Annotated in this window: 11 protein-coding genes; 3 read left to right on the top strand and 8 right to left on the bottom strand. The window is 70.6% G+C overall.

What is annotated here, in order from left to right; genetic code table 11:
* Positions 1 to 51: 51 nt before the first annotated feature.
* Positions 52 to 1,041 carry an NOG1 family protein gene (locus NDO75_RS17525; protein WP_310907904.1) on the bottom strand — a complete coding sequence of 330 codons (990 nt, stop codon included), beginning with the start codon at positions 1,039 to 1,041 and terminating at the stop codon, positions 52 to 54.
* A gap of 82 nt (positions 1,042 to 1,123) precedes the next feature.
* Between NDO75_RS17525 and NDO75_RS17520 the strand changes: the two genes are divergently transcribed.
* The 3 genes from NDO75_RS17520 (at position 1,124) to NDO75_RS17510 (ending at position 4,394) form a co-directional block, all read left to right on the top strand.
* Positions 1,124 to 1,495, top strand: coding sequence for a DUF5518 domain-containing protein (locus tag NDO75_RS17520; protein ID WP_310907903.1), 372 nt, complete (start codon positions 1,124 to 1,126; stop codon positions 1,493 to 1,495).
* Positions 1,496 to 1,542: 47 nt separating this feature from the next.
* Positions 1,543 to 2,997 carry a citrate/2-methylcitrate synthase gene (locus tag NDO75_RS17515; protein WP_310907902.1) on the top strand — a complete coding sequence of 485 codons (1,455 nt, stop codon included), beginning with the start codon at positions 1,543 to 1,545 and terminating at the stop codon, positions 2,995 to 2,997.
* A gap of 266 nt (positions 2,998 to 3,263) precedes the next feature.
* A complete protein-coding gene (locus NDO75_RS17510) occupies positions 3,264 to 4,394 on the top strand; it encodes a citrate synthase (RefSeq protein ID WP_310907901.1) in 1,131 nt (376 codons plus the stop codon).
* Positions 4,395 to 4,409: 15 nt separating this feature from the next.
* Here the strand turns inward: NDO75_RS17510 and NDO75_RS17505 are convergent, their stop codons facing one another.
* From NDO75_RS17505 to NDO75_RS17475, 7 genes are all read right to left on the bottom strand, one after another.
* Complete coding sequence (locus tag NDO75_RS17505; RefSeq protein ID WP_310907900.1) at positions 4,410 to 5,513, bottom strand: MoxR family ATPase; 1,104 nt, start codon at positions 5,511 to 5,513, stop codon at positions 4,410 to 4,412.
* A 59-nt stretch (positions 5,514 to 5,572) separates the two neighbouring features.
* A complete protein-coding gene (locus NDO75_RS17500) occupies positions 5,573 to 7,024 on the bottom strand; it encodes a hypothetical protein (RefSeq protein ID WP_310907899.1) in 1,452 nt (483 codons plus the stop codon).
* Positions 7,025 to 8,482 carry a DUF58 domain-containing protein gene (locus NDO75_RS17495; protein WP_310907898.1) on the bottom strand — a complete coding sequence of 486 codons (1,458 nt, stop codon included), beginning with the start codon at positions 8,480 to 8,482 and terminating at the stop codon, positions 7,025 to 7,027.
* A complete protein-coding gene (locus tag NDO75_RS17490) occupies positions 8,479 to 9,321 on the bottom strand; it encodes a hypothetical protein (RefSeq protein ID WP_310907897.1) in 843 nt (280 codons plus the stop codon). The genes NDO75_RS17495 and NDO75_RS17490 overlap by 4 nt, the downstream gene beginning before the upstream one ends.
* Entirely contained in the window at positions 9,318 to 11,537 is a 2,220-nt protein-coding gene (locus NDO75_RS17485) for a DUF4129 domain-containing protein (RefSeq protein WP_310907896.1), read from the bottom strand. The genes NDO75_RS17490 and NDO75_RS17485 overlap by 4 nt, the downstream gene beginning before the upstream one ends.
* A gap of 157 nt (positions 11,538 to 11,694) precedes the next feature.
* Positions 11,695 to 11,979 (bottom strand): phosphoribosyl-ATP diphosphatase, encoded by a 285-nt coding sequence (hisE, locus tag NDO75_RS17480; RefSeq protein ID WP_310907895.1) that lies wholly within the window; start codon positions 11,977 to 11,979, stop codon positions 11,695 to 11,697.
* Positions 11,980 to 12,447: a bifunctional nuclease family protein gene (locus tag NDO75_RS17475; RefSeq protein WP_310907894.1), complete on the bottom strand. Its 468-nt coding sequence runs from the start codon at positions 12,445 to 12,447 to the stop codon at positions 11,980 to 11,982.
* Positions 12,448 to 12,528 lie beyond the last annotated feature (81 nt).

Below are 12,528 nucleotides of genomic sequence, written 5' to 3'. Positions count from 1 at the left end.
GTGCGAGAGCGAGCGAAAAGCGGCTTCGCGACGGCCGCCGATCGACGGCCGTCACCCCTCGAACGGCAACTCGGGCTCGTGATCGATCGCCTCGACGGCGGCCGCGATCACGGCTTCGACGTTCGCACCCGTCTCGACGCTCATGGTGTAATCGGCCGCGACGGCTTCGTCTAGCTCGTCCGCCTCGAAGCGGTCGGCCTTGTTCGCGACCGTCAGCACCGGCACGTCGTCGAACCGGGTCGCGATCGCGTCCCGGAGCTCGAGTTGCGAGCCGATCGGATAGCCGCACTCTCCGGTGGGGTCGACCATCACGAGCATGCAGTCGGCGAGGTGTTCGATGGCGCTGACCGCCTGCGATTCGATCTCGTTGCGATCCTGCGGCGGGCGGTCGAGCAGCCCGGGGGTGTCGACGATCTGGTAGCGGATGTGATCGCGCTCGAAGTGGCCGAGCCCGATCCCCTTCGTGGTGAAGGGATAGGATGCGGTCTCGCCGCGGGCGTTGGTGACATCGTTGACGAGCGAGGATTTACCGACGTTGGGGTAGCCGGCCACGACGATCGTCGGCTCGTCGGGGTCGATCTCCGGCAGGTCGCGCAGGTCGTTGCGCGACTCGTTGATGTAGAGCAGTTCGTCGTCGATCTGCTCGACGATGTCTGCGAGCCGGGCGAACGCCTGTTTGCGGTGCTTGCGCGCGGTGTCCACGTCGGTCTTGCGCAGCCGCGGCTGGTACTCCTCGTGGATCTCGCGGGCCTTCCGACTGGCCCACATTACCTCGGAGAGGCTCTGGCGGAGCCGGTCGACGTCGACGATCGCGTCGGCCAGTTCGTAGTAGAACGGGTGGACGTCGTCCTCGTACTCGAAGTCCGGCCACGCCGTGACCACGTTCTCGAGGTTGTCGGAGATGATGTTGGCCGCCGTCTGGAGCATCGACTGCTGGGCCTCGAGGCCGCCCTTGGCCTTCCCGGCCCGCGCCGCCCGCGAAAACGCCTTGTCGATCAGCTCTTCCGACGTGGGCGTCGTCGGAAGGTCTTCGAAAATCATGCTCGCGAATAGAACGCGTGACCATAAAAGGGCGTCCGTTGGCCGCCGCGAGCTTATGTCTGCCGCCGTCCTACGGTATCGCATGACAGACTGGCGCGCCGTCTTCGTGGGGTTCGTCGTCGCGACCGTCCTCGGGATCGTCGGACTCGTGGTTCCGGGTATCGGCCAGCTCGCGGCGGGTCTGCTCGGTGGCTTCGTCGCGGGCTACATGGCCGGCGGCGGGCTCGGAAGCGGGTTCTGGCACGGACTGCTCGCGGGCTCGCTCGGCGGGATCATCGGCGGCCTGCTCGTCGGCGTCGCCGTCGGCGTGGCCGGCCTCGCGCTCGGCCCCGTCGGCGGCGCGGTCTCCGGCGCTGCCGGTATCGGCATCTTCCTGTTCGCCGTCACGATATCGATCGTGATGGCCATAGAGAGCGCGGTCGCCGGTGTCGTCGGTGCCGCGGTCAGCGACTGACCCGCTTCCAAACCATTACAACGGCCGGTTCCGATCCTCTAGCCGTCGTGTCACCGTCGGTCTTCGACCCCCGACTCGAGTACGTCACCGTCGCCGAAACCGCGCTCAGCGACATCGACGGGGAGCGCGGCGAGCTCGTCGTCGGCGGCTATCCGATCGACGAACTCGCGACGAACGCGACCTACGAGGAGGGCGTCTTCCTCCTGTTCGAGGGCCGGCTGCCGACGGCCGAGGAACTAGCTGACTTCCGGGCCGACCTCGCGAGTCGCCGCGAACTCCCGCCGGCGGTCCGAGAGCTACTCGAGCGCGCCGCCGAAACGGGGAACTCCGCGATGGACGCGATCCGAATGGGCGTCGCGGCGGCGACTCTCGAGACCGACGAGACGGATCCGCGAACGGCCGCCGAGCGCGTCGTTGCCATCGTCCCGACGATCGTCGCGACCTACTGGCGCTACCGACAGGGAGAAGAGCCGATCGAGCCGCGCGACGACCTGGGCCACGCCGCGAACTACCTGTACATGCTGACCGGCGAGGAGCCGACCGAGGCCGAGACCCCCGCCCTCGAGACCTTTCTCGTAACCCTGCTCGAACACGGGCTCAACCCCTCGACGTTCACCGCCAGAACCGTCATGTCGACAGAATCTGACCTCGTCTCCGCGGTGACGGCCGCCGTCGGGACGTTCAAGGGACCGCGCCACGGCGGCGGGCTCGAGCTGACCGTCGAGATGCTCCGGGCGGTCCACGACTCCGGCAACGGCGAGCGGTACGTCCGCGAGAGACTGGACGCCGGCGAGCGAATCAAGGGGTTCGGTCATCCCGTCTATCAGGTCCGCGATCCGCGAGCGACGGTGCTCTCGGCAGCCACCGAACGACTCGTCGGGGCGACGGGCGACGACGGCTTCCTCGAGACCGTTCGCGAGTTCGAGACCGTCGCCGGTGACGTGCTGGCCGAGCGCGCCCCCGAGCGCGGGACGGAGCCGAACGTCGAGTTCTACGCCGCCGCCTTGCTCCGCGAACTCGGACTTCCGACGGAGCTGTTCACCGCGACGTTCGCCGTCTCGCGGGTCGGCGGCTGGGCGGCCCACTGCCTCGAGCAACGCGAGACCGACGACCTCGTCCGCCCGACCAGCCAGTACGTCGGCGCGAGCGAAACGGCGTGGACCCCCGTCGAGAACCGTCACGTCGCCGGGGACTCGCTGGTCCGCAATCCGGTTCGATCGACGGCGCTCGAGCCCGTCTCCGAAACGCTCGCCGTCCTCTCGGAGCCCGACCGCCTCGAGTTGCTCTTGCTGTTGGCCGACCGGGACGACCCCGTCGCCTACTCGACGCTTCGCGCATCGTCGTCGATCGAGGACAAGGGCCGGTTCAACTACCACCTGCGCCAGCTTCGGGACTACTTCGTCGTCAGGGGCGAGGATGGCTACGGGCTGACCGACGCGGGCCGATCGGTCGTCGAGACAGTCCTGACCGACGAGCGGCTCCTCGAGGACCTCCTGGACTGAGCGACCGAACGCGTCGGCGGGCGGGGAGAAACTGCGTTCCCCGGTAGCTTCGCCCGGTTTCGGTGGGATGTCCGGAGCCGATCTTCTCGCGAAACGGCCGTAATCAGCCCCGTCACCGCTGCTATCGGGACACGGCCGGCGCGCCCTGACTCCGGAAATCCGCCGTCCTGTCCACACCCCTCGACGATCGACCGTCATCAGGCTCGGCTCGAGGGGGAACGATATTGCTCCAAGCGCTTACATATCGTTCGCTCCTCGTTTCGGGTATGAACGAGACGATACGGCCCGGGCTCGAGGGGATCACCGTCGCGGAGACGGGACTGAGTCGAATCGATGGAGAGAACGGCGAACTGACCGTCTGCGGGTTCCCGATCGAGGAACTCGCGGCCAACGCGACCTACGAGGAGAGCGTCTTCCTCCTGTTCGAGGGCCGGCTGCCGACGGCCGCGGAACTGGCCGACTTCCGTGCCGATCTCGCAAGCCGTCGCGAGATCTGTCCCGAGGTTCGGGCGGTGCTCCGGCGCGCCGCCGCGGAAGAGAAACCCGCGATGGACGCACTCCGGATGGGCGTCGCGGCCGCGAACCTGGGGCTCGTGGATGATGATCCTGCCACGCTCGCCCGGCGACTCGTCGCCGTCGTCCCGACTATCGTCGCGACCTACTGGCGCTACCGGCGGGGGGAAGAGCCGATCGAGCCGCGCGACGACCTGGGCCACGCCGCGAACTACCTCCACATGCTGACCGGCGAGGAACCCGACGACGCGGCGGTCCGCGGGCTCGAGACCTACCTCTCCACCGTCGTCGATCACGGCGTCAACGCCTCGACGTTCACCGCCAGAACTGTCGTCTCAACCGAGTCGGACCTCGTCTCCGCCGCGACCGCCGCGGTTGGCTCGCTCAAAGGACCGCTCCACGGCGGCGCACCGGGGCCCGTCCTCGAGATGCTGCGGGAGGTCCACGAGCTGGGCGACCCGGCCGGCTACGTCGAAGCGAAGCTGGCCGCCGGCGAGCGACTGATGGGGTTCGGTCACCGCGTCTACCGCGTCCGCGATCCGCGAGCGGCGGTCCTCGAGTCGGCCGCGGAACGCCTCTACGCCGAGTCGGCAGACGGCGACTTCTTCGAGACCGTCCGGGAATTCGAGTCCGTCGCCGTCGAGGAACTGGCTGCCCACAGCCCGGACCGCCGGCTTGACACGAACGTCGAGTTCTACACCGCCGCGCTACTCGACGGCGTCGGGGTTCCGAAAGAACTGTTCACCGCGACGTTCGCCGTCTCGCGGGTCGCCGGCTGGATGGCTCACTGTCTCGAGCAACTCGAGGACAACAGGCTGATTCGCCCCGAATCGCGGTACGTCGGCGCGACCGACCGCGAGTGGACGCCTGCTGCGGAGCGCTAGGGTCGATTCGCTCGCTTATCGATTCCGAGGTGGAGCGGAGTCGGCTTCGGGCTCGGCGCCAGCATCGGAGCTATCCTCGGGTCGGCGCACGCCGTCCGTTTCCGGATCGGCGGCCGCCCCTGTCTCGGGGTCCGTTTCGGGCTCGTCGCTCCCGGGCGCGACCGCAGGCACGTCCACGGCGTTGACCGCGTGGCGGACGACGGCGCGTTTCTCGACGCCTTCGACGGTCGCTTCGGTGGTGAGGACGATCCGATGGGCCATCGTCGGCCGGGCGAGGCGCTTGACGTCGTCCGGCGTCACGTACGATCGGCCGTCGATCAGCGCCGCGGCGCGGACGGCTTCGAAGACGCGCTGAACACCACGCGGCGAGACGCCGGTGTCGGCCCGTCGGTCGGCCCGGGTCTTCCGCGCGAGATCGATAATGTAACCGCGGACCTTCTCGTCGACGGTGACGTCCTCGGTCATGTCCTGGAGTACTCGGACTGCCTCCGGGCTCGCGATCGGATCGACGCTCGGCGAGAGCGACCGGCGGTTCGCCCGGCGCTCGAGCAGCCCCAGTTCGCCGTCGCGGTCGGGGTAGCCCAGCGACGTCTTGACGCTGAAGCGGTCGCGCTGGGCCTCGGGCAGCCGGAAGGTGCCCTCCTGCTCGATCGGGTTCTGGGTCGCGACGACGACGAACGGCTCGGGCAGGTCGTAGGTCGTGCCGTCGACGCTGACCTGTCGCTCCTCCATGGCCTCGAGCAGCGCGGCCTGAGTCTTCGGTGGCGCGCGGTTGATCTCGTCGGCCAGCACGACGTTCGTGAACACCGGCCCCTCGGCGAACTCGAACTCGCCGGCCTGCTCGTCGTAGATCATCGAGCCGGTCACGTCCGAGGGCAACAGATCGGGCGTAAACTGAATCCGCTTGAACTCGAGTCCCATCGACTCGGCGATCACCCGGGCGGTGACCGTCTTCCCCGTTCCCGGCACGTCCTCGAGCAACACGTGTCCGCGGGCGAGTACGGCGGCGAGCATGGTCTGCAGAACCTCGCGGTCGACGACCGCCGCTTTCTCGATGCGTTCGACGACGCGCCGGACCGTGCGTGCGGCGTCGTCGGGCGTCGCGTTCGTCTCGTCCATACACGACAGTGACGCTAGATGACCAAGAAGCCTCCCCTCTCGCGCCGGGCCGAAGCCGATTAGCCGCGGAGGGGAACTAACAGGAGTAACACGCCCACCACGACGACGAACGCAGCACCGGCTGCGCTGACGCCCGCGAAGGCGCCACTTCGGAGGAACTCGAGGCCGGTCGCGACCGCCACGGCGGCGATCCCGACGCCGACGGCGATGGCTCCGTGGAACAGCTCGAGCCGGCGGGTCTCGGGCAGGTGGCCGAGTTCGGCCGTTACCCCGAGCCCGAACGTCGAGAGGTCCCAGACGAGGACCGCGGCGGCGATGCAGCCGAAGGCGAGGAGCGCACTCACGCCGGCGACGCCGATCGCGGCGACGACGAGCCCCGCCGCGGCGATGGCCGGCCCGGTCGCTCGCGACGGCAGTATGCCGAGGGCGATGCAGACGACGCCGCCCCCGAGTACGAACGCGACAGCCAGCGGTCCGATCAGCAGGGGGATCAGCAGCGCCGCCCCGAGGAGGACCGGGCCGAGGACGGTTCCGTTACTGGCGATCAGGAGCACCAGGCCGAACAGGAAGGGCACGGAGAATCCGAACCCGGCGACGACCGCGGCGGTCTGGCGAGTCGTGTCGGCGTCGACCTCTCGCGTGAGGCGCCGCAGGACGAGCGCGACTGCGCCGGCGGCGGCGCTCAGCGCGCCGACCGCGACGATCGGCCAGACGACGATCGGCGACGACAGCGCCTCGAGCCCCCCTGCGAGCACCGACTGGCTGGCCGATAGCCCGGCCGTCACGCCCCCGAGCACGAGGACGGCGACGACGACGATCGCGACGATCGCTCCCGACATCGTCCACGTCAGATACTGTCGGAGGGTTGCGAGCCGGCGTTCGACCACCGGACGCCGACGCCGCGGTGTCAACTCCAGAATCGGGAGCCAGCGCAGCGACAGCCGGACGACCCCGGCAGTACCGGCCGCGACCACGAGAAAGCCGGTGAGCGACCCGATCGGGCTCGAGACGCCGGTGATCCCGCTCACCACCGCCGTGCCGAGGTAGCCGAGTCCGAGCAGTACCGTCACTGCCGCGGCCGAGGCCAGCATCGAGACGTAGCCGAGCACGGTCCCCGTCGCGGCGGGTTTCAGCTTCTCGCCGCCGATATCGGCCCAGGCGGCCCCGACCCCGGCGAGTGCCAGCGCACACCCGCTCACCGCGAGCCCCGGTCCGGCGACGAACGGGGCCAGGAGGACGATCAGCGCGAACGCCGTGCCGAACGTCAAGAGAAGCGCGTGCGCGACGAACTGGTCGACGAACCCGTCGCGCTCGAGCAGACCCACGCCGGCGACGGTCAGCCCGACGGGAAGCCCGAGCGTCGGCAGCAGCGACGGCTCGCCGATCGCGACGCCGACGAGTCCGACGGCGACGACGACGGCCAGCGTGGCGATCCAGAGGCTCGTCGCCCGTGGTCGGCCCTCGTCGCCGATCGCGGACGGCCGATCGAGTCGCGGGCCGGCCAGCGACATCTAGTCGTCACCCCCCGGCTGCGTCCGCCGGCCGGCCGACGGCTCCCGTTCGGCTCGCCCGTTGCGGTCGCTTTCCGCCGCGGCTCCGCTTCCGGCCGTCTCGCTGCCGTCGTTCGCCGACCCGCCGCCGAGCAGCCGCGTGTTCGAGAGCCGCGCGTCAGCGGCGAAGGCGTGCTCGATGACCAGCGGCAGCGGCGTTCCGCGCCGCCAGTCGACCGTCCGAGCGCCGGCGGCCTGACAGCGCGCCAGCCGAGTGCGCCGCCGCGTCTGCTCGTACTGACCGCTGACGGTGTTTTCGGGGACGATATCGGGCGAGCAGACGGCCACCGGCAGCCCCGCGCCGCGCCAGGTCTCGACCGCGTCGACGGGCGGCTCGTCGAGTGCGGCCGTAAACAGCGCGAGCTGTGCGTTCGACGGGGTGAGTTCGAGTACCTTGCGCACCTGTGCGTCCAGCCGCCGGACGTCCGCCCGCGTCCGGCCCGGCGTCGCATCCGAGTCGGCCGACGAGTCGCCGTCGGCCGCCGCCCGGAGGAGTTCGAGTCCGCGGGTCCGCTGATCGCGCCCGCTCGCTGGCTCGAGCCAGTGACAGCCCGCGGGCCCGGGGCCGTCGAGCCCGATCACGGCGACGCCGACGTCGTGACCCGAGTTGAGTAGATCGGTCAGTGCCCGCGTCGCGGCGTAGGCCTCGAGTTCGACGCCGGTCGGCCGCCCGCGACCGGCGACGACGCGGTTCGCCGCGCGTGCATCGACGACCAGAACGACGGTCGCCGACACCTGTCGCTCGTAGTTGACCGTCGCGAGCGCCCCGCGTTTCGCGTAGTGTCGCCAGTCGATCCGGTCTGCGGGGTCGTCGGGGTGGTACTCCCGGGTCGAGTGAAACGAGACGCCCTCGCCGGGGTCGTCGGTCGTGAGTTGGCCGGCGTGGCCGCTGCCGTCCTCCTCGATCGGCGGCGCGTCGGCGTCGAGCCGACAGACGAGCGATCGATCGCCCGACACCGGAAGTGACACCGTCGCCACCGCGCTCGCCCCCAGGCCGCGGAGTCGACACTGCGGCGGTTCGAAGTCGTACTCGCCGCGGCGGGTGACGACGAGATACGTCACGCTGTAACTCTCGCCGGGCTCGAGCGTCGTGCCCGCCCGCGGCGATCCCTCGAGAACGGCCAGCGCTGTGGGGACGCCGTCGGCGAGCCGAACGTCGGTCAGCGTCCGGTCGGAGTCGTTCGTCACCTCGAGGGTGACGGTGACGGGTCGGCCCGGCGGCGCGGGCGTCGGCGAGACCGTCCTGGTCGCGACGAGGCCGTCGGGAACCCGAACGCGGGACAACGAGCCGGTGGCGACGAACGCGAGCGGGACGACCGCGCCGAGCAGCAGGGCCGGCGTCCTGCTGATCACCCCCGCGACCGCGAGCGCGACCGTCGCGGCGACGCCACCCCGCCAGCGCAGCTGCCGACGGCTCACGCGCCGGTCACCTCCGCGTTCTCTCCGTCGCCGTCCCGTTCGCTCTCGTCCCGGTCGTCGGTCTCCTCCTCGAGTTCGTCACCGGAGCGCGGGCGACGCGGCTGCGGTCCGCGAGCGGTCGCCCGCGGCTCGACGGCGCGCTGGAGCCGGCCGTCCGCACCCCGCTGGAGGTCCTCGAGGGTCGGCTGGACGACCGGAACGGTCCGGGGCGCGGTCTGGCCCGGCACCGTCGGCAGCGCCTCGTCGGCGGCCGCGGCGACCGCGTTCGTCGCTCGCCGGGCGCGCTGCCGGACGACGGGCTCGGGCGAGAGCCACGCGCGGACCCGCTCGCGGAACGACCGGTCCGGCGGCGCGATCTCGGCCGAGAGCACGCTCGCGGCGACTCGATCGTCGGTCCAGCTTCCGTCCGCGAGCGCCGCCTCGACGTCCGATCGCGAGCGGCCGCCCTGCTCGAGCGCGTCGACCAGCGCCGTCCGGAGCGCGGGGCGGACGGCGTCGAGCCCCCTATCGACGCTCCCCTCGTCGCGGGCGCGCTCGCCGGCCGTCTCGATCAACCCGGCGAGTTCCTCGCTCGAGAGCGGCGGGTCGCGATCGGTCCGCTCGGGCGCGGGGGTGGCGAACGGTTCGTCGGCGGCCCAGGGAACGGTCGGCGCGTCGGCGGTCCCGTCGAGCGAGCCGCGGACGTTCCGAACCCCGAGGCCGAGCGCGACGAGCACGAGGAGGGCGACGAGTCCACCGGCTCCCTCCGAGCCGCCGCTCTGAACGACCCCCAGGAAGGTTCCGATCGCGACGAGCGCCAGCCCGAACAGGGCGACGATCGTCGTGCGTCGCGGGCTCACGATACCTCCCCTCCGTCAGTCCCGGACGCTGATTCGGTCGCTGGCGAGTCCGCCGCTGCTTCCCCCTTCCGCTCCCGGTCGTGCTCCGCTTCGATCTCGTCGTACGCGGCGGCCGCCCGGTCGCGGCGCTCGCTCGAGCGGGGCCGGCCGCCGTACTCCACCTCGCGAAACAGCGTCGTCAGTTCGCGCACCGGCTCCCGGGGGTAGCCGTCCGAGAGGGCGCGTCGCTCGATTTCGCCGGGCGTTCGCGTTCGCCAGCGACCCGGCGAGACCCGCCGTGCGAACGCACGCCACAGTTCGCGGAACGAGCGTCGTCGGTCTTCGTCTCCGGTATTCGCCGTCGGCTCCGGTGTCGTCGACTCGCCACTGTCGTCTGTATCGCCGCCCGTCTTCGTCGAGTCGGGCTCCGCCGAGCGTCGTCGGAGCACGCCGGCGACGGCGAGACCGCCCGCGACGAGGGCGGCCCCGCGGAGGCCGTCGACCGCGTAGCCCCCGCCGAGTACGGCGAGCGCTCCGATTCCGATCGCAACCGTTCGCAGCGGCAGCGTCCGCGCAGCGACGAGCGCCCGTCGGAGCCCCGATCGAACGCGCGCCGGACACGTTCGCAGCCAGTCCGCGAGCCGCGTCCAGAGGCCGCTCGCGGACCGGGGCAGCGACCGCAGCCACGCACGAACGGCGGCCGCCAGCGCCCGCCCCCGGTCGACCAGGGCCTCGAGGCGGTCGACGACCCGCATCGCGCGTTCGACGATCCACGCCGCGAACCGGCCCAGCGCCTCGCGGATCGGGGACACCTCGCGGTCGCGAAGCCGCTGACCGCCGGAGCGGCCGACGGCGAGTCCGAACCCGAGCAGGGCGACGACGGCCAACGCCGCGAGCCCGGCCCACGGTCCGTAGAACGCCTCGACGACGAGTACCGCGAGCAGCGCCGCCGCGGCTCCGACGACGGTGAGCGGTCCACGGCGGCCGTGCGTCCGGTAGGCGAACGCCGCCAGTCCAGCGACAACGAGCGTGGCGACGGCCGCCGGACCGCCGTAGGCACCCAGGAGGGTCACGCTCGCGGTCTGGTTCGCGGTCCGATCGCCCGTGCTGACCGTCACCGTCGTCGTCGGATCGCGCGGCAGCGCGAGCGACAATCGTCCGTCGGCGTCGGTCGTTCCCGCCCGCTCGCCACCGACGGTGACGGTGGCGTTCGCGACCGGTTCGCCGTCGATCTCGGCCGCGACGGCACCGGGACTGCCGGGGACCGGCGCGAGTCCAGCCGGCCGCAGGTGTGCCTCGAGGAGGAGTACGTCGACCGTCTTCGTCCCCGAGAAGTCCCCCCGGGCGACCTCGAGCGTGATCCGCTCGGAGCCGTCGTCGGGGACGGTCACCGTCGCCGTGCCGTCGTCGCCCGTCCGACCGACCGCCGTCCCGTCGATGGAGACGGTCGCCTCGCGCATCGGTATCCCCTCGATGACTGCGTCGACGGTGATCTCCTCGCCGGGGTACGGATCGCCGCAAACGCCGATCTCGATCTCGCCGGTGACCTCGTACGATCCGGTCGCGTTCCCGGTTTCGTCCTCGCCATCGGCTGCCGCCTGCGCCGCCGCGATACCGTCCGCGGCCCGTGTCGCCACGAGCGTCCCTGCGGTGGCTCCCGTCGCTGTCGTTCCCACCGACTGTCCGCTTCCGGCACCGACGGCGACCCCCTCTCTCGCCGTGCTCGCTCCGGCACGGCACGTCACGTCGCTTTCCGCGCCGACTCGAATCCGTAGCTCCTTCACGTACGGCACTTCGTCGGTTACCTGACCGTACTCGTCGGTCCGTCCGACGTGCTGACCGTTGAACCACACCGGTGCGTCGACGAGTAACTCTCCCTCGTAGCGGATCGTCGCCGTCACCTGGCCGCCGGGAACCGGCGTTCGATCCAGGGCGATGACACAGGCCGTCTCGGTTTCGGTCTCGGTCTGTTCCCCGTTCCCCTCGCCCCGATCGATGTTGAGCAACTCGAGCAGCCGCTTCCAGTCGAAATCGACGTTCGGCCCGTCGCCGCCGTCCGAACCGCCGGGCTCGAGGCGCGGCCCCGACCCGTCGCCCCCGGACTCAGAACCGGCCGGCACCGCGGCGCCGGGCGCGAACGCGGCCGCCAACACGAGCGCGACGGCCGCGAGCGCGACGAACGAGAGCTGTCGATAATCGGCCGCGCTGGCGTCGTCTGGCGTGGAGTCCTCGGACACGTCCGTTCACTTCCGTTCCGGTCGGCGGACCGACCTGTTGGTATCGAAACGAGTGAGTATGGGAGCTACCCCACAATGAAGGTACACGTTCTCCACCGAGCGCGGGCTCCGGTGAGCGGTTCGCAGTCGATCGGAATCGGCGCGTCTCGCGGCCCGCTCAGCGTCTCGCCTCGAGTTCGGCCTCGAGATCAGAGAGCGCCACGTCTTTCATCGAGAGCAGGACGAGCAGGTGGTAGACGATGTCGGCGCTCTCGTGGGCGATCTCCTCGCGGTCGTCGTCTTTCGCGGCGAGCACGAGTTCGGTCGTCTCCTCGCCGAGTTTCTCCAGCACCGCGTTCTCGCCTTTTTCGTGGGTGAACAGCGAGGCGGTGTAGGAGTCCTCGGGCAGCGTTTCCTTTCGGTCTTCGATGACGGCAAACAGGTCCTCGAGCACGTCGTCCATCTACAGGTCACCAGATACGTTGCGGATGTCTTCGAGTTCGTCGAACTTCTCGCTGTCGTCTCGGCTGTCCTCGAAGACCTCTTCGGTGATCTCGACGGGCGCGTTCGTCCGGGCGGCCAGCGCGAGCGAATCGCTCGGCCGGGCGTCGATGACCGTCTCGCCGCGGGGCGTCTCGAGGTGGAGGTCCGCGATGTAGGTGCCGCCCTGGCCGCCGTCGCGTTCCTTGATCTCGTTGACGACGACGCGGTCGATCCGGCTGCCGAGTTCCTCCATGACGTCGAGCAGAAGGTCGTGGGTCAGCGGCCGCCCGATATCCTCGGCCTCGAGTCCCCGGGCGATGCTGGTCGCCTCGTTGAACCCGATGAAGATCGGCACGACATCGTCCTCTCCGTCGACGGCGAGGACGACCACCGGAACCGGGCCCTGGGGCGTCCCTGCGACGCGAACCGCGTCGATGGATGCCTGCATACTCCTACCGTTGACGAGGAGGGGGAAAACATGTCCGGTCGCGAGTGCATGCACCGGCCGGGATCGGCTCGTTCCCGTCGC

Origin of the sequence: Natrinema sp. 1APR25-10V2, assembly GCF_031626495.1 — an archaeon.
In the GTDB taxonomy this organism is placed as follows: domain Archaea; phylum Halobacteriota; class Halobacteria; order Halobacteriales; family Natrialbaceae; genus Natrinema.
Note: the sequence above shows the minus strand (reverse complement) of the source record. Positions and strands in the feature narration are given on the sequence as shown.

What these genes read in the sequence shown, in the direction of transcription:
- NDO75_RS17525 (WP_310907904.1), bottom strand. Translation starts at nt 1,041, where the DNA reads ATGATTTTCGAAGACCTTCCGACGACGCCCACGTCGGAAGAGCTGATC.
- NDO75_RS17510 (WP_310907901.1), top strand. Translation starts at nt 3,264, where the DNA reads ATGAACGAGACGATACGGCCCGGGCTCGAGGGGATCACCGTCGCGGAG.
- NDO75_RS17505 (WP_310907900.1), bottom strand. Translation starts at nt 5,513, where the DNA reads ATGGACGAGACGAACGCGACGCCCGACGACGCCGCACGCACGGTCCGG.
- NDO75_RS17520 (WP_310907903.1), top strand. Translation starts at nt 1,124, where the DNA reads ATGACAGACTGGCGCGCCGTCTTCGTGGGGTTCGTCGTCGCGACCGTC.
- NDO75_RS17500 (WP_310907899.1), bottom strand. Translation starts at nt 7,024, where the DNA reads ATGTCGCTGGCCGGCCCGCGACTCGATCGGCCGTCCGCGATCGGCGAC.
- NDO75_RS17475 (WP_310907894.1), bottom strand. Translation starts at nt 12,447, where the DNA reads ATGCAGGCATCCATCGACGCGGTTCGCGTCGCAGGGACGCCCCAGGGC.
- hisE (WP_310907895.1), bottom strand. Translation starts at nt 11,979, where the DNA reads ATGGACGACGTGCTCGAGGACCTGTTTGCCGTCATCGAAGACCGAAAG.